A 23,549-nucleotide genomic window follows, 5' to 3' on the forward strand; every position below is an offset into this window, starting at 1 on the left:
GACTTAACAATCCTTTATAACGCTTGCATTATGATACAACAAAACTGGCGCTAAGCCGCATGCATGCGGATGGCCTCTTCGATATCCACATCGACAATCCGTGACACGCCCGACTCTTGCATGGTGACCCCAATTAGCTGTTCAGACATCTCCATCGTGATTTTGTTGTGAGAAACAAACAAGAATTGGGTTTTTTCTGACATCACGCGCACCAGTTGGCAGAAACGCTCGGTGTTGCTGTCATCCAGCGGGGCATCCACCTCATCCATCAGGCAAAACGGTGCCGGATTTAACCTGAACAGCGCAAACACCAGCGCCATGGCCGTCAGCGCTTTTTCGCCCCCGGACAATAACTGGATGGTCGTGTTTTTTTTGCCTGGCGGTTGCGCAAAGACTTGCACGCCAGTATCCAGAATTTCATCACCCAACAGCACCAGCTTGGCATTGCCGCCATTAAACAAGGTATTAAATAATTCGCCAAAATGACGGTTGGCTTCATCAAAGGTTGCGCGCAATTTTCCGCGGGTTTCGCGGTCTATTTTCTGGATCGCCTCTTCCAGCGTTTCGCTGGCGGTGAGCAGGTCTTGCAGTTGACTGTCCAGATACCCTTTACGCGCCTGCTCGCTGGCTAATTCTTCAATCGCAGCCAGGTTGACTGCGCCGAGTTGCTGGATCTGCTGTTGTAACCTTTGGGTCGTTTGTGCCAGTGTTTCGGCTTTGCTGTCATGATTTAGCCCTTGCTGAAGCAAGGCTTCATCCAGCCCCGTTTCAGACAGAGACTGCTGGCATTGCTCGACTTGCAGCTGGCAGGCCTGCTGTTTAAGTCTTTGTTGCTCCACGGTGTCGCGCAAGGGATGCAATTGCTGCTCGATTTGCATGCGCTGACGCTCTTCTGTCTGCAAAACGGCTTCTTTCTGCGCCAGATCGTTACGCACATGCGCCAGCGCCTGCTCACAAGTGTGCTGCTTGTCCAAGGCCTGTGCCAAATGTACCTTCAAGGTTTCCATGGCACTGACGGCGAGCGTTTGCTCGGTTTCTTGCAGGCGTAATTGCAAATGCTCACGCTCTTGGCTGAGCTGACTCAAGCGGTGCTGCAAATCATTGACAGCATTTTGCAACAGGGTTTGCTCGAATACTTGTGACTGATGCGCTTTTTCAGCCTGCTGTACGCTGTCACGCGCATCAAAATAGGCTTGCTCTGCATGATGCTTGAGGGCCTGCGCTTCGCGCGCCGCCTGTTCCAGGCTGGCAAACTGCGCCTGATACTGCGCGATCCTGGCTTGCGCTTGCGAAAGCTCGTCATTGAGACTCTGCTGCCGTACTTGCAGCGCAGACAGGTCCTGTTGCAAGGCGGTTTGCCTGCGCGACGCGTTGTCATAGGCCTGCTGCAAGCTTGACTGTTGCATCTGCGCCTCATGCATGGCTGCGGTATATTGTTTGATCCGTTGATGAGCTTGCTGCTGTTGCAAGCGCAACTGTTGCAGCGCCTGCTCAATCAGTTGCACCTGCTGTTGGGTGTGATTAACCGCAGCTTGCGCGGCTTCCAAACCGGCCTGTAACTTGTCCAGTTGCTGCTGCCGCTCCAACACGCCTTGCATGGCATTCTGGCGGCCATGATAAACCACGCTATAGCGTTGATAGAGATCCCCTTGCTTGCTAAGCAGACTCACGCCTGCCGGGAGTTGCGATTGAAACTGGCCCACTTGGGCAACATCCTCAATCACGTAAATACCCATGAGCCAGTGCTGCAAGGCACCAGCCATTTCCGACTGCTTGAGCGTGAGCAAACTATATAAGCTGGGTAATCCTTGCCAATGGTCTGGCAAGCTATCGCTGGCCGTTCCATGCATGGCTATGGCTAAAGCGGCTTGCGGATGCGGTAATGTAGCCAACATCGGCAAAGATTCAGTGAGCAAGGCATTCAGTTTATAGCCCAGGACCGCTTCGAGTGCGGGTTGCCATGCGGCATCCACCTGTACCGCCTGCCACAAACGCGCCGCTGATTGCAAACCGCTTTGTTGCAACCAGGGCCCTAGTTGCTGGTCTTGCTTGAGGCTTTGCTGCAACTTTTGCAAAGACTGGATTTCGGCTTCAATCTGGTTCAGCTGGCGTTGAGCCTGCTGCCAGTCTTGCCTGGCTTGCAGCAACCATTGCTGTTGCTGCTGCTCATCTACCCGCCATTGTTGTAGCTGCTGTTCTTCTTGCTGCAACTGAGCTTGCTGTTGCGCTTGCTTCTGCTTATACCCCTCCAAGGCCTGCATATCTGGCAAGGCCCAGGCTGATAGCTCATCTTGTAACTGTTGCAAGCGCTGGCTGGATTCAGAAAGATTGCGTTGCAAAAACTGTACGTTATTCTGCTCCAGTTGCATCTGCTGGCGGCATTGCTGCACGGCTTGCTGTGCTTGACTGGCGGCTTGCTGTATGCCTTGCAACTGTAATGACTGTGCAGGCAAAGCCTGTTGCAAGGCTTGCAACTGCTGCGCTTGTGCGGTCAGCGCTTGTTGTGCGGAGGCGAGTGCCGTGGTTTTTTCGTCCAGTTGCTGTTGTAACTGCGCTTGCTGCTGGCTACCACGCTCAATCTGCCCCTGCAGCTGTTGCTGCTGTTGCAGCAGTCTTAAGCGGGCCTCTTCCGATTGCTTGACTTGTAAATCCAGATTGGAAACTTGCGCGTTGGCCTCGTAAAAGGCCGCCTGTGCCGTATGCAATTCGCCTGATGCGGCCTGATGCTGCTGTCGAGCCTGCTCCAAAACCAGCTCGCAACGCCTTAACGCCGCAACTTTCTCCTCCAGCGCATTCACTGCGTGCGCTACCGCTTGTGAAGCGGCCTCGTAAGCCAGCACAGCATCTCGCTTGCGCAACCACCACCATTGCGCCTCAGCCAGTTGGTACGCCGCTTGCAGTGACTGATATTTCTGCGTCACCACGGCTTGCGCCTCCAGCTTGAGAATCTGCTTGTTCATCTCGCGTGAAATATCTTCCACGCGCGCAAGATTCTCACGTGTATCACGCAGGCGTAGCTCTGTTTCACGCCTGCGCTCTTTATATTTGCTGATCCCTGCCGCTTCTTCGAGAAATACGCGCAGCTCTTCTGGCCGGGCTTCAACAATACGTGAAATCGTGTTTTGACCGATGATGGCGTAAGCACGCCCCCCAAGGCCGGTGCCCAAAAACAAATCTGCCACATCCCGACGGCGTACCGCAGTGTTATTAATATAGTAGCTTGAGCCCTTATCGCGCTCGATTACGCGCTTGACCGAGATTTCGGCATATTGATTCCACTCGCCACTGGCACCACCCAAGCTGTTATCAAAAATGAGCTCGACACTGGCCCGCGAAATAGGTTTGCGATGCGAAGATCCGTTAAAAATCACTGCGTCCATGGCATCGGCGCGCATTTCCTTGGCGGAGGATTCGCCCAGCACCCAGCGGACCGACTCCATGACGTTAGACTTGCCACAGCCATTGGGCCCTACCACGCCCACACGCTGCCCATGCAGGTGGATGGTCGCTGGATCAACAAAAGACTTGAACCCCGCCAGTTTTAAATGTGTCAGACGCAAAGTAAGTAAACTGCTTATAAGAATTTGAGTGGTCGCTTAAGCGTTATAATACCCATTTTTAAGACGAAACATGCGCACAATGAACGAACATTTACTTGGTGGGAAACCCACTGCACAACCGACTAAAACACTGGAAACCTTTGAAAATCCCAATTCGCAGAGAGACTTCCATATCCATATGGAAATTCCAGAGTTTACCTGCCTGTGTCCAAAAACCGGTCAACCTGACTTTGCGGTGATTTATCTGGACTATATTCCCAACAAATTATGTGTTGAGCTCAAGAGTCTTAAACTTTACATGTGGTCATTCCGCGACGAGGGCTGCTTCCATGAAGCGGTCACCAATCAGATTCTGGATGATCTAGTCTCTGCCATTGACCCGAAATTTATGCGCGTAACCGCCAAGTTTTATGTCCGTGGTGGCATTTTCACCAATGTGGTGGCCGAACATCGTGCCCCAGGCTGGCAGCCACAACCTTTTGTCGAGCTCTCTCAGTTTTCTGCGCAAAGTAATATACGCGGATAAGCCATTTGACCATGCAGAAAAACAAAAGCCCGGCAATGCCGGGTTTTTTACTGCGCAACCTGTACGCAGCTTGACACCATAGCCTTAAAGAAACTTAAGCTTTAGTAAGCACTTTAATAAGCAGGTGATTTAAATAAATATGAAATTTAAAGCTAGAAATCACTGAGTGATTTTTGGCGTCCCCACGGGGATTCGAACCCCGGTCGCCTCCGTGAAAGGGAGGTGTCCTAGGCCTCTAGACGATGGGGACCTAAGAAATTTAACAACCCGTGCATTATACCAGTTTTTCAAATAATTAAAATATTTATTTTTTAAAAAATTCAATATTTTCAATCACTTGGTGGAGATAAGCGGGATCGAACCGCTGACCTCTTGCATGCCATGCAAGCGCTCTCCCAGCTGAGCTATACCCCCAAATCTCTGGTATTGCAGTTCTTTGTTTTGCAGTGCAATTCAAAGAAGGCGCCATATTAATGATGCCCAGATATCTTGTCAACGACTTTGATAAGAAAACATGAAAAAAACTTTATATCGTTTTGTTTTATGAGGCCCTGCCTTGTTTTGCTACAGAGCCTGCCGTAAAAACCTTGAGAAACTTACTTGAGATGGGGTTTGATCTTGCCGAGAATTTCTTCACTTTCCGGACGTGTCATACTGTTAAAAGAATAAACCTTCTGCCCGCCTGGCAAAATCAGATATTTGTAAAAATTCCATTGTGGTGCCTGCCCTGTTTGTTTGATCAGTTGCTGATAAAGCGGATTGGCGCCACTTCCAGTCACGCTGGACTTTTCAACCATAGGAAACTTGACCGAATAAGTCAGCTTGCAAAAGTCGCCAATCTGCTTGTTGTTGCCAGGCTCCTGACGGAAATCATTGGAGGGGAAGCCAATCACCACCAGCCCTTTATCTTTATATTGCTCATACATGGCTTCCAGCGCTTCAAACTGTGGCGTGAATCCGCATTTGCTGGCAGTGTTCACAATGAGCACTGGCTTGTCCTGAAATTGACAAAAATCGACAGTTTGACCTTGCAGTGTCTTAAACTGGTGCTGGTATAACGGTAGACATTCTGCCTCAGCCATGGATACCCCCCCCAGGGTTAAAAACATCAATATAAAACTGCGCATTGCATCTCTCCAAATAGTTATGATTGTGTTATGCCTTTGTAGACAATGTGTTAGCTTGATTGTTCTCAATTAAGTTTTCATATTTTACTTTTTTTAATAGGTGCCGTTAACCTTCTTGTAAGGAACCTTTGCCATGCTTGGCACAGTCTATGCTAAAGATGTTCTAAAGCAATTTGATACTGACAGGTTTTGTTAACAGAATAACGTCATGGGAGATCATCATGTTACAAAAAGCAGCACCTAACGATAAATTCAAGAAAATCGATCAAATGCTCGAAGACTTTGCCGGCGATGAAGTCGATGATTATGACAGTGGCTATGGTAGCTATGAAAAAAGTCATAAGCACTACTCTGCCGATGAAGATGCATTGATGAATATTGATGATTTGTATTGATGCATGCACTTGCATTTGCAATCCGTGATCGCGCATCAGCGTGAGCCGTGGTTGCTGATATAATGGCGTGATGGAAATTACTACACGCTTGGAATTCGATGCGGGCCATCGCATTCCTGATCACAAGAGTCAATGCCGTAATCTGCACGGTCATCGCTACGCAATTGAAATTACACTGTCTGGAGAGGTGATTCAGGCAGAGCATGCCTCTGAAAATGGCATGGTAATGGATTTTGCCGATGTAAAAAGAATTGCCCGTGAAACCATTGTCGATCGCTGGGACCATGCTTTTCTGGTCTACCATGGCGATACGGCGGTACTGGATTTTCTAAACAGCCTGCCCAATCACAAGACTGTGGTGTTCCCAACCATACCGACCGCAGAAAACATGGCTGCAGAAGCCTTTAAGCTGCTCAAGGCGCAATATCGTGATACCTTCGGCAATCAGCTCAAGCTGGTGAGAGTTCGCCTTTACGAAACGCCCAATAGCTGGACGGATGCATTCGATCAGAAATAGTCGGCGATCAGAATTAATTTTCCAGCGCACTCAACGCTGGCATGACTGTCACAAGTGACTTATCCCATACTGGCAAACGCACACCAAACACCTGCTCCAGCTTATCACTAACCAGCCTTGAGTTTTGGGGGCGTCTGGCAGGAGTTGGGTATTCTGCAGTTGATATGGCTTGCAGCTCTTTAAGTAGCAAGGCGGGCCACCCCTGTTGTAGCGCCAGCGCTTGATACTGCGCCACAATCTCACTGGCAAAACCATACCAGCTGGTTTCTCCCTGATTCACCAAATGATAAATCCCGGTCTGTTCAGCGTTGTGCGGATGCCAGCGTTCAATTAATTGTGCGACTGCTTCAGCAATCGCGATATCGGCCGTGGGGGCGCCATGCTGGTCTGCCACAATGCGTAGTTGTTCCCTACTCTGTGCTAACCGAATGATGGTTTTGAGAAAGTTCTTGCCGTAGCTGCCATAGACCCAGCTGGTACGCAGGATGAGATGCGGGAGGCCAACCGCAGCAATTGCCTGCTCGCCTGCAAGTTTGCTGGCACCATAAACACTGACTGGATTAACTGCGTCAGTTTCAAGGTAAGCTGTGGCTTTGCTGCCGTCATATACATAGTCAGTCGAGAAATGGATCAGCGCTGCATTCACTCGTGCGGCCTCTTCTGCAATGACTTGTGGGGCCGTGGCGTTGATGGCAAAGGCAAGTTCACGCTCGGTTTCGGCCTGGTCTACTGCAGTATAGGCGGCGGGGTTAATAATCAGGTCTGGTTTGACCTGGCGGATGACTTGCCGGATGTGCGCTGGCTGACTGAGGTCCAGTTGTTGGCGGGTACAGCTGATTAGCTGTACTTGAGCAATGGGCTGTTGTTGCAGCTGTGCGGCAAGTGCATGCCCCACTTGACCATTGACGCCTGTTAACAGGATTTTTTTCATATGCGTGAGCAAGGTCCGAATCAAAGAATATGCTAATAATTAGTCAAATTTGGGCGCCTGTGCCCAGGGGAGCCCTTGCTGATCTTTGGCAGACAGGCTGGGGGGCATGTCCAGCGGCCAGTCTATGCCAATCGTCGGGTCATCCCATTTAAGGCAGGCTTCATGTTGTGGCGCATAGTAATCCGTTGTTTTATACAGAAAGTCAGCCGTGTCAGAGAGCACGACAAAGCCATGCGCAAAGCCAGGTGGAATCCATAACTGACGGTGATTGTCAGCGCTTAAATGCACGCCTTCCCATAATCCAAAGGTCGCAGAACTCTGACGCAGATCGACCGCGACATCAAACACTTCTCCGGCAACCACTCTCACCAGTTTTCCCTGCGCTTGCTGGACTTGATAATGCAAGCCGCGTAATACGCCCTTGGCCGAACGGGAATGGTTATCTTGCACGAATGTCACATCCAGCCCTGTGGCTTGTTTAAAGGCTTGCGCATTGAAGCTCTCTATAAAGAAGCCTCGTGCATCGCCGAATACCTTGGGTTCTAGAATCAACACCTCTGGAATTTTGGTCGCAGTCACCAGCATTAAAACACCCGCTCTTTTAAAATCATCTTCAAATACTGTCCGTACCCATTCTTGGCATATTTGTCCGCCAGTTTGTCCAGTTGCTCTGCATTGATAAAGCCCTGGCGATAAGCGATTTCTTCCAGACAGGCAATCTTCAGGCCCTGACGCTTTTCAATCGTTTGAATAAAGCCACTGGCTTCCAGCAGTGATTCGTGGGTACCGGTATCCAGCCAGGCCATACCACGCCCCATGACTTCGACGTTGAGGTCCCCAGAGGCCAAATAATGCTTGTTGACGTCAGTGATCTCGAGTTCGCCACGGGCCGAGGGCTTGAGGTTCTTGGCAATCTCAACCACGCGCTGATCGTAAAAATAAAGCCCCGTCACCGCATAGCGCGACTTGGGTTGTGTAGGCTTTTCTTCCAGGCTGATGGCCGTGCCGTGCGCATCAAACTCGACCACGCCATAGCGCTCGGGGTCGTTGACCGGGTAGGCAAACACGGTGGCGCCCTGCTCGCGTTTACCGGCAGTCATGGCCATGTCACCGAGCTCATGCCCGTAAAAAATATTGTCACCGAGCACCAGGGCGCTGCTGTCGTTACCAATGAACGACTCGCCGAGGATAAAGGCTTGTGCCAGCCCATCGGGTGAGGGTTGTACCTGATACTCAATGCGCATGCCCCACTGGCTGCCATCGCCTAGCAGTTCTTTAAAGCGTGGCGTGTCCATCGGGGTAGAAATAATCAACACTTCCCGGATGCCTGCCAGCATGAGTGCGGACAGGGGGTAGTAGATCATGGGTTTGTCATACACCGGCAACAGTTGTTTGGAGACGACTTGCGTCACTGGATATAAGCGGGTGCCGGAGCCACCGGCCAATACGATGCCTTTTCTTGCCATTATGCCAACTCCTCGCCACGTTCATGGTAGTTTGTACTGAGCCAGTGCTGGTATTCACCGCTGGTGACGCGTGCCACCCATTGGGTATGCTCCAGATACCAGCGCACCGTTTTACGGATCCCGGTTTCAAAGGTTTCCTGAGGTTTCCAGCCTAAGGTCTGCTCGATCTTGCTGGCGTCAATGGCGTAACGCAGGTCATGACCGGGACGGTCTTTGACAAACGTAATCTGGTCGCGGTAGCTGCCTTGCGCTTTGGGCTGCTCCTGATCGAGGATGTCGCACAGCGTATGTACAACGTCCAGATTGGTTTTCTCATTCCAGCCACCAATATTGTATGTCTCGCCAGGCTCGCCCTTGGCTAGCACTTCACGGATGGCGCTGCAGTGGTCTTCGACATACAGCCAGTCACGGATATTGCTGCCGTTACCATAGATCGGTAAGGGTTTGCCAGACAAGGCGTTATGAATCACTAACGGAATCAGTTTTTCCGGGAAGTGGTAAGGGCCATAATTGTTGGAACAATTGGTGGTGAGAGTCGGCAGGCCATAGGTGTGATGATAGGCACGCACCAGATGATCTGAGGCCGCTTTTGAGGCTGAATATGGACTGTTGGGCTGATAAGGGTTGGTTTCCTTGAATGCAGGATCATTGGGTTCCAGTGAGCCATAGACTTCATCGGTAGACACATGCAGGAAACGGAACGACTGCTGCGACTCTACCGGCAATGCTTGCCAATAGGCCCTGACCTCTTCAAGCAGGTTAAACGTACCGACCACATTGGTCTGGATAAACGCATCCGGCCCGTGGATAGAGCGGTCTACATGACTTTCTGCAGCAAAATTAAGCACTGCCCTGGGTTTATGGGTTTCTAGCAGTGACTTCACCGCAACACGGTCAACGATATCCGCATGAATGAAGACATGGTCCGGGTCATGGCTAATCTCCGCCAGATTCTCCATGTTGCCGGCATAAGTGAGCTTGTCCAGATTGACCAGTTTACCCAGCTTCAGCTTTACCCAGGCATTGACGAAATTGCTGCCGATAAAACCGGCACCCCCGGTCACTACAATGGTGTCTGTGTGCATAAAATCTCTGCTTAATAGTGATTACAACTTGGAAATATCTTTTGATACTACCGCAAGCACCCGGCATGTAAAGAGTGAATAAGCGCAGCAGAGCCGCATCAAATCACAACAAAAGACGGTCGTCACCAGGGTGAAGCGCCTGACTTGCTGAGACTTTCTATATATTGCTGATGGCTGGCCAACTCCTCTTCGCTAGGCGGCAATCGCTTCATTGCAGAAAAGTCGACCTCAATATGGCTTTGCATGGTTTGTTGCTCGGAGGTTGAGAGTTCCATCAACAGGCTCTCTTGTCCGCGCGTCATGGCAATGTAGACATCGGCGAGCAATTCCGCATCGAGCAAGGCGCCGTGCAAGGTCCGCTGTGAGTTATCGATACCGTAGTGGCGGCACAAGGCATCCAGATTGTTACGCTGGCCGGGACGCATTTCCTTGGCCATTTTCAAGGTATCAACGATACCACTGACGAATGACGGCAGCGGGTCCATGCTAAGCCTGGACAACTCCATATTGAGGAAGCCGACATCAAACGGAGCGTTATGAATAATGAGCTCTGCACCACGAATAAACGCAATGAAATCCTGTGCAATTTGCGCAAAAAGCGGCTTATCCTGCAAGAACTCCAGCGAAATTCCATGTACTTCCTGCGCACCGGCATCAATCTCACGCTCGGGATTGATATACAAGTGAAAGTGACGCTGGGTTGGTCGGCGGTTCAACATCTCGACCGCAGCAATTTCAATAATTCGATGTCCCTGATCGGGATAGAGGCCAGTGGTCTCGGTATCGAGGAAAATCTGTCTCATTTAAGCTACGCTCCTATCCTATCGCCACGGTTAGTACACCTTGATTTGCCAAGGCATCTGCACGCTCGTTGCCCTCGTTGCCGGCATGCCCTTTCACCCAAATCCATTCAATCTGGTGAGGCTTGGCGATGTCATCCAACTGTTGCCATAAGTCCGCATTTTTAACCGGTTTTTTATCCGCCGTACGCCATTGCTTGAGCTTCCAGCCTGCCAACCACTCGGTCATGCCTTTTTGCACATAGCTGGAATCGGTATACACTCTGACATGCGAGGGTTTCTTGAGCGCCTGCAAGCCTTGAATCACCGCCGTCAGCTCCATACGATTATTGGTGGTCAGCGCTTCGCCACCATAGAGGGATTTTTCGTGCGAGCCCGCTTTAAGCCATACGCCCCAGCCACCGACGCCAGGGTTGCCCTTGCAAGCACCATCAGCGTACATTTCTATCCATTGTTGATTCGACATCCGCGCATTCTAACTGCTTTTGGCCGTTTTTTTGTATGCTGGAACGGCCTTTTCTGACCTGCAACGCCGGATTCAGCGGCAACATTTTCCAGTCTGGTTTTAACAAACGGATGTTGAGCACTCTTTTTTTGGCGATCAGGAAATAAATGCCACCACTCATGCCACACAAGCGTGGCCCCCACCGTTCCAGGCAAGACTGGCGCGCCAGCCAGTCAGGATCATTGAATGGAAAAGCGTGCATCAAATAACCACTACGCACGACCTCAAATCCCAATACACTCAACCAGTCACGAATGCGCCAGGCTGTAAACAATCTGCTGAAACCGCCTGCCTGCCTGAATTGCCCGACTCTGGCGCGCATGCCTAAACAACTGGCAGGGCTAATCCCGGTCAGCACCAAACTACCTTCAGGCACCAGTACCCGAAACACTTCGCGTAACGTCTGCTGTGGATCCGCACACTGCTCCAGCACATGGGGCATGCAGACCAAGTCAACTGAATTTTCGGCAAATGGCAAAAACTCGCTTTCGCATAATAACGATGCATTGGCCGAGGCGGTTAGCTGTAGGGAGTGTTTGTAAGGAATCCGACACTGCTCGAGCAGGTCATGCGCAGACCATCCGATCTGCAGAGCATGAAAGCCGAACACATCAGCCACGGCCTGCGCGTACAAAGGCGTTTCACGCGCGACAATATATTGACCCAGAGGCATTTGTTCAAAGAACACTGACTGGCTTGATTGCAAGATAGATTCCCTCACGCACTTAAAACACCTCTTGAATACCGTCCAGGGCATCTCCCTTGACAAGCATCATGATTTTTTCAATGATGCGTGATGGACAAAAGTTCTGCAAGTATAGAAATCATCCCCCTGCCCGCTTTTAGCGACAATTATCTGTGGTTAATTCAGTCTGGCTCGCTGGCCTGGGTGGTTGATCCGGGCGATGCCGACGTGGTTGAAGAGGCTTTGAGCAAGAGAGAACTGAGCTTAAAAGGGATTTTACTCACACATCATCATGCAGACCATGTGGGCGGCGCTGCCAGCTTGCAAAAGCATTGGCGCTGTCTTGTCTATGCCCCAGACAGTTCACAGCCGTCTTATCAGGCCATGCAGACCATCCCCGTCCACGCCGGGGACACTATCAGTCTGCTGCCAGAAGACATAATAAGCTGCGAAGTGCTTTCGCTGCCGGGCCATACACTTGATCATGTGGCTTATTATGTCAATCAGCAGCATTTGTTTAGCGGCGACGTACTGTTTGGTGCAGGGTGTGGCCGCCTGTTTGAAGGCACGCCTGTGCAAATGTATACCTCACTACAACAGATTGCCGCGCTTCCCCCAGAAACACTCGTTTATCCTGCGCATGAATATACCGCGCACAATCTTGCTTTTGCGCAGACCATAGAGCCGGATAACCGCGCATTACTCCAACGTATCGCAACCACCCGCGAGTTACGCCATCAGCAACGCCCCAGTCTGCCAACGTCCTTGGCACAAGAATTGGCGACCAATCCGTTTTTGCGCTGTGAACAGTTGCGTCTGCGCCCTGAATTTCAATCGCGCTCGGCGCTGGAAGTGTTTACCGAGATCCGCACCCGCCGCAATGACTTCTGATCGCACAACCTTCAAGCACAGTCTGGGCTCGCTGGCAAGGGCTTGTCTCCCCCCGAATTTAACGTAGAATGATGTCCTCCTTAAAGCGCTTGTGTGCGTTAGGCCTATCTCAAACAGATCGGCGCGGCCGCTACGGCCATCCGGATTTAGCAATCCATGTGTATCCGCCCTGCCGGATGCACAACACTCTCAGGATAAAGTATTACCGTCATGCGTTTTAAAAGATTCATCGTCTGCATTGCACTGTCAGCCTCGCCATGGTGCGGATCGGCTGAATACGTGGAACCAGCCACCTTGTCCGATGACAATGGCAGTTATGACGAAAGCTATGGAGAGACTGGCGTAGAAGGCTACACCTCCAGTTATCAGTTTGAAGATAGCCTGACCTTGCAAAACAGCTTGTGGGACCGCGTGCGCGATGGCTTTAACATGCCTGACATCGACTCAAGCTACACCAACAAACACGAACAATGGTACGCCTCTCGCCCAGACTACGTTTCACGCATGCTGGAGCGGAGTAAAAAGTATCTTTACCACATCGTTGTTGAGGTTGAAAAAAGAGGCATGCCCACCGAGATTGCGCTACTGCCCATGATAGAAAGCGGCTTTAACCCTAAAGCGCTGTCTACCAGCAAGGCGTCAGGCATCTGGCAATTCATTCCCTCTACCGGCAAAGACTTTGGCCTCAAGCAGAACTACTGGAAAGATTCACGCAAAGACGTCACTGCCGCCACCCAGGCTGCGCTCAATTATCTGCAAAAGCTTTATACCATGTTTGGCGCCTGGGACTTGGCACTGGCCGCTTACAACGCGGGCGAAGGCACGGTTGCACGCGCCATTGAGCGCAATGAGCGCCTGGGCTTGCCGACCGATTACCAGCACTTGTCCTTACCGGATGAAACTCGCAATTACGTGCCCAAGCTGCAGGCCATCAAAAACATTATTTTCCGGCCTGAACAATATGGATTGACGCTCAACGAAATTCCAAACCGGCCTTACTTTACCACCGTCCAGGCCCCCAACAAGATTGATGCAAAACTGGCTGCAGAGTTGGCAGGGATTACGCTGGAGGAGTTTAGCGCACTCAACCCAAGTTTTACGCGGCCGGTTCTCATCACGGAAAACAGTTATCAAAAACTTCTGCTACCAACCTGGGCGGCCAGCAACTTTACACAAAATCTGAATGCGTACAACCGTCCCCTCTCCAACTGGCACAGCTACCAGCCCAAGCGTGGTGAGCGTCTGGGTGTGATTGCCAGCAAGTTTGATATCAGTATTTACGAATTGAGCGCAACCAATAACCTGAAGCCGAATCGCAATCTGATTGTCCGTCGACCATTGTTAGTGCCCGCCAGCGTGGAGTCAGCTGGTCTGACCAAACCGATTGATGTTGCAGCCATGGCCAAACTTTCCGTAGAAGTGCCGGTTGAAAAAGAGTCATCCAGCGAACCAACGACTTTTTCCCATAAAGTGAAAGCTGGCGAGACCTTGTCTACTCTGGCCAAGCGATATGGCATTAGCAGCCAGCAAATCATGCAACAGAACCATCTCAAGTCTAAAAAACTGGCGGCTGGCCAGGTATTGCAACTGCAAAAACAAGAAAGCCACGCCAGCAAATCAAGTAAAGGGAACTCTGGAAAATCGCATGACTCGAAAACAAGCGTAAAATCTGGTGCTAAGAAAGCAGGCAGCCACACTAAACATAGCGCCTCTTCATCAGATTCAGCTAAAAAGAGCACAACATCTCATCATAAGAAAAGTCAGTCCAGCAAACATTAAATCGGCCCATCATGCGCACTGCACACTCACCGCTCAATTTGCACGTTGTGTCTTATCCGCAGAATGCGCAAGGCAAGCGCCGAGGATACGTGCGCCATGCCATGATGACCATGGCTCTGGCGGCCATGCTGTCAGCCTGTAGTCCAGAGCAGGCCAACCAGGAGACACTGGCTTTTGATCAGGCCTACCCACCACAGGCCGGGGGCACGCTGATGAGTGCCATGCCCTCAGATCCGAGCAGCATGATCGGTATGGTGGCTGGCGAATCCGCCTCGCTGGCAATTGGCAGTTACCTGTTTAATTCACTGCTCAAATACGACCAGAATCTGGATTTGGCCGGCGAATTAGCCGCTTCCTGGCGAGTCGCAGACGACAATAAGACCATCACTTTCAAGCTCAAACCCAATCTGCAATGGGCCGATGGCAAGCCGCTTACCAGTGCGGATGTGCTTTTCACCTGGCAGCTGATCACAGACGAAAAAACGCATAGCCCTTATGCCTCTGATTATCAACTCGTCACCCAGGCAGAAGCGCCTGATCCACAAACGTTTATCGTGCACTATTCGCAGCCCTTTGCACCCGCGCTCGAAAGCTGGGCCAGTTTGCAAGTGCTGCCTAAACACAAACTGGCAGGACAGGATATACATACCACCAGTTTTGCGCAAAAACCGTTAGGCAGTCATTATTACCAGCTTCAGGAATGGCGACACGGCGAATACATCAAATTAAGCCGCAACCCCAAGTCTGTGATGGGTCCCGCCAATATCGAAACGTTGGTCGAACGCGTGATCCCTGATCCAGCCGCCCAATTTCTCGAGCTCATGGCGGACCATATTGATAGCATGAACATGGATCCCATTACCTATGCACGCATTATTCCTTTGCGACCGGCACTCGCAGCCAGGCTCAACCAATACAAAGAGCTAGGCAACAGCTATACCTACCTGGGCTTTAACCTCAAACGCAAACCATTTGATGATGTGCGTGTGCGTAAAGCGATCAACTATGCCATTGATAAACAGGAAATTATTGATGGCGTCTATCTTGGCCTCGGCATTGCGATTGCCTCCCCGTACAAGCCGGGCACGCGCTGGAGCAATCCTGATCTTCACCCCTATGCCTTCGATCCGGCCAAAGCCAGACAATTGCTAGCCGAGGCAGGTTACACAGACAGCGATGGCGACGGTTATCTAGACAAAAATGGTCAAAAACTGTCATTTGAAATCCTGACCAACCTCGGTAATAAGCAGCGCGAGAAAACCTCGGTCATTATTCAGCGCAGACTCAAGGAAGTCGGGATTGATACCCGCTTGCGTACGCTGGAATGGGCCAGTTTACTGACCAATTTTATCAAACCGGGTAATTTTGATGCCGTGGTAATGGGCTGGGGACTGGGTCTGGACCCTGACCAGTACAATATCTGGCATTCCAGTCAGCAGAATCCTGGGCAATTCAACTTTATCGGCTACCACAATCCTCAAGTAGACCATCTACTGGAGCAAGGGCGACTTGAGTTTGACCCGGAAAAACGCATGCAGATTTATCATGCATTCGCCAAGGCCCTCTATGACGACAGTCCTCTGGTTTACCTGTCTGCCGGCTACGGGCTGACCGCCATCCACAAACGTGTGCAAGGGATTATGAATCCTATACCTCCGGCGGGTGTCGGCTACGACTCACAAAAATGGTATATTCCGGCGCCGCTGCGCCGCGCGCAAATACAGGCTGAATAAAACATGCTACGTTATTTAATCAGACGTGTGTTATGGATGATCCCGATGTTGATCGGCATCAGTCTGATTTCGTTTTTTATCATGCATCTGGCGCCTGGCGATATCACCAGTACGGAATCTGCGTTCGACCCCAAATCCTCAGAAGAGTCACGGCAAAAACTGCGTGAGCTTTATCATCTGGATAAACCCATTATCGTGCAGTATGGCTTATGGCTGGAGCGCATGGTGCACCTTGATTTCGGCCATTCGTTTGCCAGCCATCAAAAACCGGTATTTTGGTCAGAAACCGACAAAGACGGTAATACCACCAACGGCATGATTGAAGAAGCCTTGCCAGTGACCTTGCTCATGAATTTAGTTGGTTTGTTGTTGACGCTGAGCCTTGCGATTCCACTGGGCGTCATGGCGGCCAAAAAACATAGTCATTGGCAAGATCGCAGCATTACCTTATTTAATTTTATTGGTTTTTCTATCCCCGGCTTCTGGTTATCCCTGTTGCTGATGTACTGGCTGGGCGTAATTCACCCCTGGTTTCCGATTTCTGGCCTGCATAGCCTCAACTACGACCAACTCAACGCCTGGCAGCAAGCACAGGATCTGTTCATGCATTTGTGTTTGCCTGTGATCATTCCAGCATTGACGGGCCTCGCAGGTGTCACCATGTTTGTGAAAAACGGCATGCTGGACGTATTGAGCCAAGACTTTGTGATCACCGCCCGCGCCAAGGGCTTGAGTGACCGGGTCGTGACTTATAGACATGCTCTGCGCAATGCCCTGCTACCACTGATTACTTTGGTCGGCCTGTCACTGCCGGGCTTGATTGGCGGCTCGGTGATTGCAGAAACCATTTTTGCCATTCCAGGCATGGGTAAACTGTTTTATGAAGCGGTGATGATGCGTGATTTCCCGGTCGTCATGGGCATACTCACCATAGGCTCAGCCCTGACACTGGTGGGCAACTTATTGGCTGATCTGGCCTACGCGTGGGCGGATCCGCGTTTGCGTAAAGGGGTCATGCCACAACGCTAGGCTATCCAGACATGAAAAAAGTCCTGCAAAATCCCTTAGCCCTAACCGGGTTGATCATTATCAGCATCATCTTGCTGCTGGCGCTACTCGCGCCCTGGATTGCCCCTTATGACCCAGATGCAATCCAGGTCAAGCAGATTTTGGTGGGGCCTTCGGGCCAGCACTGGATGGGCACCGATGGTCTGGGGCGGGATGTCTGGAGCCGGATGCTGTTTGGCGGCCGCGTCTCGCTATTGGTAGGCCTGGTCGCGGTGGGGATTTCGACTGCCATCGGGGTCGTGCTCGGTGCTTTAGCTGGCTACTATCGTGGTTGGGTAGATACGCTGATCATGCGACTGGTTGATTTGATGTTGTCTATTCCCAGTTTTTTCTTGATTTTAGCCGTGATTGCCTTTTTAAGTCCTTCGATCACCAACGTCATGGTGGTCATCGGCCTCACCTCCTGGATGGGCGTCACGCGGCTGGTGCGCGCTGAATTCCTGAGTCTGACACAACGTGAATTTGTCACCGCTTCCACTGCGCTCGGTGCTCTGGACAGCCGCATTATTTTCAAACATTGCCTGCCTAACAGCCTCACCCCTATTCTGGTCAGTGTCGTGCTGGGCATCGCCAGCGCCGTGCTCCTTGAGTCTGGCCTCAGCTTTTTAGGTCTGGGCGTGCAACCGCCGCAAGCCTCCTGGGGCAACATCCTCACCGATGGTAAAGAATATATCCAGTTTGCCTGGTGGTTATCCGTGTTTCCCGGACTTGCCATTTTAATCACGGTGTTAGGGTATAATCTGCTCGGCGAAGGGCTGCGGGATGTGTTCGACCCACGTTCCAACACAGTACGCTAACCCTTCAATCAACTGACCAAACGAACTAACAACCACACAGGAACAAGCATGGCATTTCTTGCTGGAAAAAAAATCCTGATTGCCGGTTTGCTGAGCAACCGTTCAATCGCTTATGGCATCGCAGCCGCAATGAAACGTGAAGGTGCCGAACTAGCATTTACCTATCAAGTCGACAAGCACGAAAAGCGTGTACGTGACCTGGCCGCAGACTTTGAATCCGAGATCGTTCTCCCCTGTGACGTTGCTGAAGATGCACAAATCGACAACCTGTTTGTAGAGCTGGCTAAAATCTGGGATGGCCTGGATAGCCTGGTGCACTCGATTGCTTTCGTCCCTAAAGTCGCTCTTGATGGTGACTACCTCGAAAGAATCGACCGCGAATATTTCCGCATTGCACACGATATCAGCTCCTACAGCTTCTCTGCGATGGCCAAAGCAGCCTACCCGATGATGCAAGGCCGCAATGGCAGCCTGTTGACCATCAGCTATTTGGGCGCAGAACGCACCATGCCTAATTACAACGTCATGGGGGTCGCCAAAGCCAGTCTGGAAGCCAACGTACGCTACCTGGCACAAAGCCTTGGCCCACGCGGAATCCGTGTTAACGCGGTTTCTGCTGGCCCAATCAAAACGCTGGCTGCCTCAGGCATCGCTGACTTTGACAAAATGATCGGTTTTAACGAAAAACACGCCGCCTTGCGCCGTAACGTGACCATCGACGAAGTTGGCAATGTCGCCGCCTTCCTGACCAGCGACCTCGCCTCTGGTGTGACTGGTGAAATCACTTATGTTGATGGTGGCATGAACATCACTGCTGCTGGTCAAATCGACTAAAGTTGACCACCTGCATAAAAAACGCCTGCGCTGATAAAAGCCAGGCGTTTTTTTATAGCTAAATGCCGAATACTTGCACTGCTTAATAACAATGCGCTAAATTGCACAATATCTTCAAAGCAATCAAAAAAATACAAACAAACCAATTAAAGGTGCACTAGAATTTAATTCTCATTTAATTATGGTGTAATAAAAATATATAATATATTGTATTTTAATTAAAATTTATTTTTTAATATTTATAGCCCCTAGTCTAAATAAAAGTTTAGGTTCGTTTTTGGGGTCTAATTAACGTTAGAGCGCAACAATGAAAATAACTGGGCATGCTTTTGAATGTGAAATTGATTTATCACTTCCCGACAGTGAGGAGTGGATGGATACCAATGTCAAAGTCAAAACCCAGCAGTTTCAGGGCGCTTTTACATGTACTGTTCAAAAAAGTGAGTGGTTGTTGCTAATCAAAACACTCAAGAAACTTGATGTATCAGTCGGTAAAAGCACTGAACTAAAATGGTCGAATATGGAAGAAAACATCTATTTTGAGTTCAAACTTAGTGCTTTAGGCTCTCTTAAAACAGAGTATAAATTTAGCTCTGAGAACTTTAGTGACGGTCCAGTTCTTTCGGGTTATTTTACAGCAGACCAAAGCTATATAGGAGTGTGGGAAAATTCAGCACGGCAAGAGGTAGAAAATGCTCTCTAACCCATCATTCAAGCGGGACGCCTAACGGCGCCCCTTAATTCAAACGTTAGGGGCTAATACTATGCTACTAAAGCATCGCCTCGCTATTACGGGTTTATTTTTCTTCTTGTCTACTAGCTTTGTATTTGGTGAGTCTAGCTATGGAAATCCAGTAGATGGTCGCACATATCTAACCAATGGAGAATTTAAAACCTACAGTCCAGAGGGGCAAAATTTCGCCAAAAACGAGAAAGTAACTATAAGTAACGTCCGACTTCTAACTGGTGAGCCTGACTTGAAAGAAAGAGTCCTTGTTGAAGAGCTCGACTCATTTATTAAATCAGCCGAAAATGAGGCACATGCCATTTTGGCAAAAAATATAGCTCCAGCCCGAGTGCTTCTTCAATTCAACTGTCAACCCAATCATCATGTTGTACAAATTGCTAGTCAAGGCAGTGCACAAGAAGCTGTACTGCATGAACTTTATGACAAGACAAAAGCCCTTACACCACTTAAAACCAGTGGTGAGGTAATTTTCCAGGTTGAGTTTAATGTTAGCCCCTAACCCATCCATCAAGAGGAACTGGCGAAAACAATCTTCGATGATGGAATTTTCAATAACGAGGGTGGAGCCACCAATGTCGCCAGCTCCTTATGTCAAACGTTAGCAGTCTCATGGAAGCCATCGACCAACTTCAGCGCCACTACATGATGCTTACGCTTGGTTTAGGTGAGATACAACCGTGCATCGACTGGGCAATTGAACGATTGGAGCTCAATCAAGAAGGTGATGATCTAGACGTTATCTTGCTTGCAGCAGCAACAGTACTAGAAGAAGCTTCTCCGTTGACTCATACGATTTTGGAGCGCTACAAAGGCCCTGAGGCATTGGACAAGCAACTTGCTGCAGGAAAGTACGTGGCGAGTTTACGGCCTTTGTATTTGTCTGGCGCAGAGTCCATTGAGTCGCTCAATGGCAAGTTCACCATACTCTTTGTCAGTCTTGGGTATCCAAATTGGCTAGTTATGCTCAGCAGAAACTGTGAATACGCTACCGACGTCGATGCATTCCGCGAGCCCTTCGAACAAGAGTTCGAGTACATCGCAGATCTTTGGGGCAAGGCCAGAACACTCACTGAGTTTAAAGCTGCATACAGTCGAGAGGTATCGAACACTCATGACGCGAAATACTGCTAACAAGTCCGTCAACCGGATGCCAAAATGCTGCGCTCTGGCGCCGATTAGGTCAAACGTTAGCGGGTTTATGAGAACGCTCGCAAAAGCTGCTGCCATTCTCGTCTCCTTATCTTTGGTAGCTTATCAAAGAGTTGCAGAGTTCATGCGCTATGAAGGCGAAACCTAGCGAGTCAGATCAAACGGATATCTAACAGAAATGAATTATGAAATGCACTCGTTATCAAGGCAGAGTTACCACCTGGAAAGACGAACAAGGGTTTGGCTTTATCACGCCCAATAGTAGCGGAAAGCAAGTGTTTGTACATATCACTGCATTTTCAAACCATCAGCGACGGCCGATTGGCAACGAGATTGTGAGTTATGAAGTCAGTAAAGATGCGAGTGGAAAATTAAAGGCCGAGCATGTTCAATACATTGATGCACCATCGCGATCAAAGGATGGGCAGTTTCTATTGCTATTTGCCATCCTTTTCCTTGTTTGCATGGCAATATCCGTTTTCGCCGGAAAACTGCCATTATGGGTGTTAGGGATCTATTTGCTGATGAGCAGTTGCACACTCATTGCTTACAGGCTGGATAAAAGTGCTGCAAGGCAGAACAATAGACGTACCCCTGAAAAAACCTTGCATCTATTGGCATTAATCGGTGGCTGGCCTGGGGCCATTATTGGGCAGAAACTGTTTCGCCACAAATCAAAGAAGCTTTCTTTTCAAGTGATTTTTTGGGCAACTATTATTCTGAACTGCGCGACATTAGCGTGGCTGCTTTCCATAGATGGATTTGCTTTTACAGAGCGCGTGATTGGCGCATTTTTAAATTAGCCAGGTGTATCAATTACAGAGTGACATGAAATAAAAAAGGAGGGCTATGCCCTCCTTTTTTCACTTCAGTTCGCTAATTATTCGTTACCTTTAGATAACAACACTTTGGCATTGAACTGAATATCTTTCTTGGCTTTGAGCGAAGCGACATAAGCATGTGACATCTCTGCCCCCAGTGCCATCTGATACACTTTAAAGGCTCTGTCCGCCACATCTGGCTGGTCTTTGAGCTTCTGGTTCACCGCAATCACTTTAATCACGGTATAGCCTTTGTTGGCCTCGTTAAAGCCATAGTACGCTGGCAGTGTATGTGTGTTGACCTTGAACACATTTCTCATCACACCATCGCTCAAGCCCTGCGCATTTCTGCGATCAACCGTCACGGGCGTAATCCAGTCTGCATTGCTTGCTTTACCGGCCTTTAGCTCAGCCAACAAGGCCTCGCCTTTTTGCTGCACCAATTTATCTGCGGCTTCAGCTTTGAGCAAGCCTTCAATACCGGCTTTAACTTCATCAAAGCTACGAGGCGCTTCTGGGCTGTACTCAACCACGCGTGCAGACACCAGGTTATTCGGTGATACCTCAACGGCTTCGGTATTGCGTTTATCTTTAAGCACGTCATCGGAGAACACCAAGGAAGCAAAACGATCGCTTTTGAAGAACTTGGCGACTTCATCTTTGCTCATGGCTGGAGAAGACTGCAATTGCAGGTTAAATTTCTTGACCGCTGGCTCCATGCTGCCAGATTGCTCATACACAGTATTGCCAAAATCATCGGCCAATTCTGCATATTTGGCTTGTGCTTTCTGGAACAACAATTCGGCTTTAATTTTGAGCTTCATCGAATCAAAATCAGAAGACTCGCCTGTAATGCCTGTCAGCTTGATGATATGGTAGCCGAACTCAGACTCCACCAAATCGCTGATATCGCCAACCTTCATTGAGAAAGCTGCATCCTCAAAAGGCTTGACCATCGCACCACGGCCAAAACTGCCTAAATCGCCGCCCTTGCCTGCTGAGCCTGTGTCTTGTGAAAACTCAATTGCCAGCTTTTCAAAACTCTTAGGATTGGCCTTGACCTGCTTGAGAATGGACTCTGCTTTTTCTTTGGCAGCGGCTTTTTCAGCAGGCGTGGCAGTGCTATTAAAGCCGATCAAAATATGGCTGGCCTGACGTTGTTCATTGCCCTGAAATTTAGCCGCATTTTCATCATAGTATTGCTTAACTTCTTGGTCAGTCACGCTAACTTGGCCCATCAGGCCTGCAGCAGAGAGCAAGGCAAACTGTAACTTCACCTTGGCTGGTGCAATGAATTTAGTTTTATGCTGGTTGTAATACGCTTGCACCTGCTCAGGCGTCACCGTCACCTGATTCATAAAGTCAGCAACTTTAATATCCGTCACGCTGACTTCACGCTGTTCAAACTCGGACATAAGCGATTGCTCAGCGACTTTTTTTGGCATAAACACCAGATTGCTCAGGCCTTCTCTTACCTGCTGGACCGCGAGGTCTTTGCGTATGCTCTGCTCAAATTTGGCTGGTGTCAGCTTGTTTTGTGTCAGCAACTGGTTGTAGGTTTCCTCAGAAAACTTACCGTTGCTTTGAAACTCGGGCATGCCAAGAATATGCTGGCTGAGTTGCTCGTCACTGATTTTAAAGCGGTAATCATGAATCGCGCCTTCAATCAGCCGACGTGTAATGATGCCTTCCAGCACAGATTGCTTGAAAGCTGGACTTTCGAGCAAAGCCGTATCGACTTTTTGTCCCTGGGACTGCATATAGTTACGCGCATTTTCCACGGCGTTAGAATATTCCTGCAGTGATATCTTCTGGCCATCAACTTTGGCCACTGCAACCTGCCCACCCGCCTGATTCAAATAGGAGTCGATGCCAAACAATGCAAACGGCACCACAATCAGTGCCAGAATGATTTTTGCCATCCATCCTTGTGTATGTTTTCTAAGTGCTTCCAACATTTTATCGTTTCCATTACCTGATTTTTTGCAACAGCAAACTATACCATAAAGCGATTAAAACCGCCTGAGTGCAACGCCTTTAAGACATAAGCGCGGCCAATTTGTGCAGGAAAAATAAACAGTAATAATCACGCCAGTAGCCCACACTCAATCAAAGTACTGCAAGCTAGGTAT

Annotated in this window: 23 protein-coding genes and 2 tRNA genes; 13 read left to right on the forward strand and 12 right to left on the reverse strand. The window is 49.7% G+C overall.

What is annotated here, in order from left to right:
• Positions 1 to 50: 50 nt before the first annotated feature.
• Positions 51 to 3,560 carry a chromosome segregation protein SMC gene (gene smc, locus GOC95_RS01540; RefSeq protein WP_275355251.1) on the reverse strand — a complete coding sequence of 1,170 codons (3,510 nt, stop codon included), beginning with the start codon at positions 3,558 to 3,560 and terminating at the stop codon, positions 51 to 53.
• A gap of 79 nt (positions 3,561 to 3,639) precedes the next feature.
• Between smc and queF the strand changes: the two genes are divergently transcribed.
• Entirely contained in the window at positions 3,640 to 4,086 is a 447-nt protein-coding gene (queF, locus tag GOC95_RS01545; RefSeq protein ID WP_194747615.1) for a preQ(1) synthase, read from the forward strand.
• Positions 4,087 to 4,260: 174 nt separating this feature from the next.
• On the opposite strand, the gene GOC95_RS01550 is transcribed toward queF, so the two are convergent.
• From GOC95_RS01550 to GOC95_RS01560, 3 genes are all read right to left on the reverse strand, one after another.
• Positions 4,261 to 4,336, reverse strand: a tRNA-Glu gene (locus GOC95_RS01550).
• An 88-nt stretch (positions 4,337 to 4,424) separates the two neighbouring features.
• Positions 4,425 to 4,500 (reverse strand) — tRNA-Ala (locus GOC95_RS01555).
• A gap of 182 nt (positions 4,501 to 4,682) precedes the next feature.
• Positions 4,683 to 5,213, reverse strand: a complete 531-nt coding sequence (locus GOC95_RS01560) for a glutathione peroxidase (RefSeq protein ID WP_228518728.1) — start codon at positions 5,211 to 5,213, stop codon at positions 4,683 to 4,685.
• Between the two features lie 221 nt (positions 5,214 to 5,434).
• On the opposite strand from GOC95_RS01560, the gene GOC95_RS01565 reads away from it, so the two are divergent.
• On the forward strand, positions 5,435 to 5,608 hold the full coding sequence (locus GOC95_RS01565) for a hypothetical protein (protein ID WP_194747616.1): 174 nt from the start codon (positions 5,435 to 5,437) through the stop codon (positions 5,606 to 5,608).
• Between the two features lie 70 nt (positions 5,609 to 5,678).
• Positions 5,679 to 6,125 (forward strand): 6-carboxytetrahydropterin synthase QueD, encoded by a 447-nt coding sequence (gene queD / locus GOC95_RS01570; protein WP_194747617.1) that lies wholly within the window; start codon positions 5,679 to 5,681, stop codon positions 6,123 to 6,125.
• 13 nt (positions 6,126 to 6,138) lie between these two features.
• Here the strand turns inward: queD and rfbD are convergent, their stop codons facing one another.
• The 7 genes from rfbD to GOC95_RS01605 form a co-directional block, all read right to left on the reverse strand.
• On the reverse strand, positions 6,139 to 7,056 hold the full coding sequence (gene rfbD / locus GOC95_RS01575; RefSeq protein ID WP_275355269.1) for a dTDP-4-dehydrorhamnose reductase: 918 nt from the start codon (positions 7,054 to 7,056) through the stop codon (positions 6,139 to 6,141).
• Positions 7,057 to 7,095: 39 nt separating this feature from the next.
• Positions 7,096 to 7,641: a dTDP-4-dehydrorhamnose 3,5-epimerase gene (rfbC, locus tag GOC95_RS01580; protein WP_275355271.1), complete on the reverse strand. Its 546-nt coding sequence runs from the start codon at positions 7,639 to 7,641 to the stop codon at positions 7,096 to 7,098.
• Entirely contained in the window at positions 7,641 to 8,522 is an 882-nt protein-coding gene (rfbA, locus tag GOC95_RS01585; protein ID WP_275355273.1) for a glucose-1-phosphate thymidylyltransferase RfbA, read from the reverse strand. The genes rfbC and rfbA overlap by 1 nt, the downstream gene beginning before the upstream one ends.
• Complete coding sequence (gene rfbB / locus GOC95_RS01590) at positions 8,522 to 9,607, reverse strand: dTDP-glucose 4,6-dehydratase (protein WP_275355275.1); 1,086 nt, start codon at positions 9,605 to 9,607, stop codon at positions 8,522 to 8,524. Before rfbB ends, rfbA begins: the two co-directional genes overlap by 1 nt.
• Before the next feature lie 122 nt (positions 9,608 to 9,729).
• The gene (dnaQ, locus tag GOC95_RS01595) at positions 9,730 to 10,410 is read right to left on the reverse strand and encodes a DNA polymerase III subunit epsilon (protein WP_275355277.1); all 681 of its coding nucleotides are present in this window, start codon (positions 10,408 to 10,410) and stop codon (positions 9,730 to 9,732) included.
• 13 nt (positions 10,411 to 10,423) lie between these two features.
• Complete coding sequence (gene rnhA / locus GOC95_RS01600; RefSeq protein WP_275355279.1) at positions 10,424 to 10,873, reverse strand: ribonuclease HI; 450 nt, start codon at positions 10,871 to 10,873, stop codon at positions 10,424 to 10,426.
• Positions 10,839 to 11,618 (reverse strand): class I SAM-dependent methyltransferase, encoded by a 780-nt coding sequence (locus tag GOC95_RS01605; RefSeq protein WP_275355281.1) that lies wholly within the window; start codon positions 11,616 to 11,618, stop codon positions 10,839 to 10,841. Before GOC95_RS01605 ends, rnhA begins: the two co-directional genes overlap by 35 nt.
• Before the next feature lie 90 nt (positions 11,619 to 11,708).
• On the opposite strand from GOC95_RS01605, the gene gloB reads away from it, so the two are divergent.
• The 10 genes from gloB to GOC95_RS01655 all read left to right on the forward strand — a co-directional run bounded on the left by gloB (position 11,709) and on the right by GOC95_RS01655 (position 21,399).
• A complete protein-coding gene (gloB, locus tag GOC95_RS01610; protein ID WP_275355283.1) occupies positions 11,709 to 12,488 on the forward strand; it encodes a hydroxyacylglutathione hydrolase in 780 nt (259 codons plus the stop codon).
• 210 nt (positions 12,489 to 12,698) lie between these two features.
• Positions 12,699 to 14,267 carry a transglycosylase SLT domain-containing protein gene (locus tag GOC95_RS01615; protein WP_275355285.1) on the forward strand — a complete coding sequence of 523 codons (1,569 nt, stop codon included), beginning with the start codon at positions 12,699 to 12,701 and terminating at the stop codon, positions 14,265 to 14,267.
• Between the two features lie 125 nt (positions 14,268 to 14,392).
• Entirely contained in the window at positions 14,393 to 16,000 is a 1,608-nt protein-coding gene (locus GOC95_RS01620) for a peptide-binding protein (RefSeq protein ID WP_275356376.1), read from the forward strand.
• 3 nt (positions 16,001 to 16,003) lie between these two features.
• Positions 16,004 to 17,029 (forward strand): ABC transporter permease, encoded by a 1,026-nt coding sequence (locus GOC95_RS01625; protein WP_275355286.1) that lies wholly within the window; start codon positions 16,004 to 16,006, stop codon positions 17,027 to 17,029.
• A gap of 11 nt (positions 17,030 to 17,040) precedes the next feature.
• Positions 17,041 to 17,865 carry an ABC transporter permease gene (locus GOC95_RS01630; RefSeq protein WP_194747631.1) on the forward strand — a complete coding sequence of 275 codons (825 nt, stop codon included), beginning with the start codon at positions 17,041 to 17,043 and terminating at the stop codon, positions 17,863 to 17,865.
• A 48-nt stretch (positions 17,866 to 17,913) separates the two neighbouring features.
• On the forward strand, positions 17,914 to 18,699 hold the full coding sequence (locus tag GOC95_RS01635; protein WP_275355288.1) for an SDR family oxidoreductase: 786 nt from the start codon (positions 17,914 to 17,916) through the stop codon (positions 18,697 to 18,699).
• Between the two features lie 307 nt (positions 18,700 to 19,006).
• Positions 19,007 to 19,402, forward strand: coding sequence for a hypothetical protein (locus GOC95_RS01640; protein WP_275355290.1), 396 nt, complete (start codon positions 19,007 to 19,009; stop codon positions 19,400 to 19,402).
• Positions 19,403 to 19,463: 61 nt separating this feature from the next.
• Positions 19,464 to 19,946, forward strand: a complete 483-nt coding sequence (locus GOC95_RS01645) for a hypothetical protein (RefSeq protein WP_275355292.1) — start codon at positions 19,464 to 19,466, stop codon at positions 19,944 to 19,946.
• Positions 19,947 to 20,056: 110 nt separating this feature from the next.
• On the forward strand, positions 20,057 to 20,578 hold the full coding sequence (locus GOC95_RS01650; RefSeq protein WP_275355294.1) for a hypothetical protein: 522 nt from the start codon (positions 20,057 to 20,059) through the stop codon (positions 20,576 to 20,578).
• A 203-nt stretch (positions 20,579 to 20,781) separates the two neighbouring features.
• On the forward strand, positions 20,782 to 21,399 hold the full coding sequence (locus GOC95_RS01655) for a cold shock and DUF1294 domain-containing protein (protein WP_275355296.1): 618 nt from the start codon (positions 20,782 to 20,784) through the stop codon (positions 21,397 to 21,399).
• Positions 21,400 to 21,476: 77 nt separating this feature from the next.
• Here the strand turns inward: GOC95_RS01655 and GOC95_RS01660 are convergent, their stop codons facing one another.
• Complete coding sequence (locus tag GOC95_RS01660) at positions 21,477 to 23,375, reverse strand: SurA N-terminal domain-containing protein (protein WP_275355298.1); 1,899 nt, start codon at positions 23,373 to 23,375, stop codon at positions 21,477 to 21,479.
• Between the last annotated feature and the right edge of the window lie 174 nt (positions 23,376 to 23,549).

This window comes from Methylophilus sp. YYY-1 (assembly GCF_029132825.1).
Lineage (GTDB): Bacteria > Pseudomonadota > Gammaproteobacteria > Burkholderiales > Methylophilaceae > Methylophilus > Methylophilus glucosoxydans.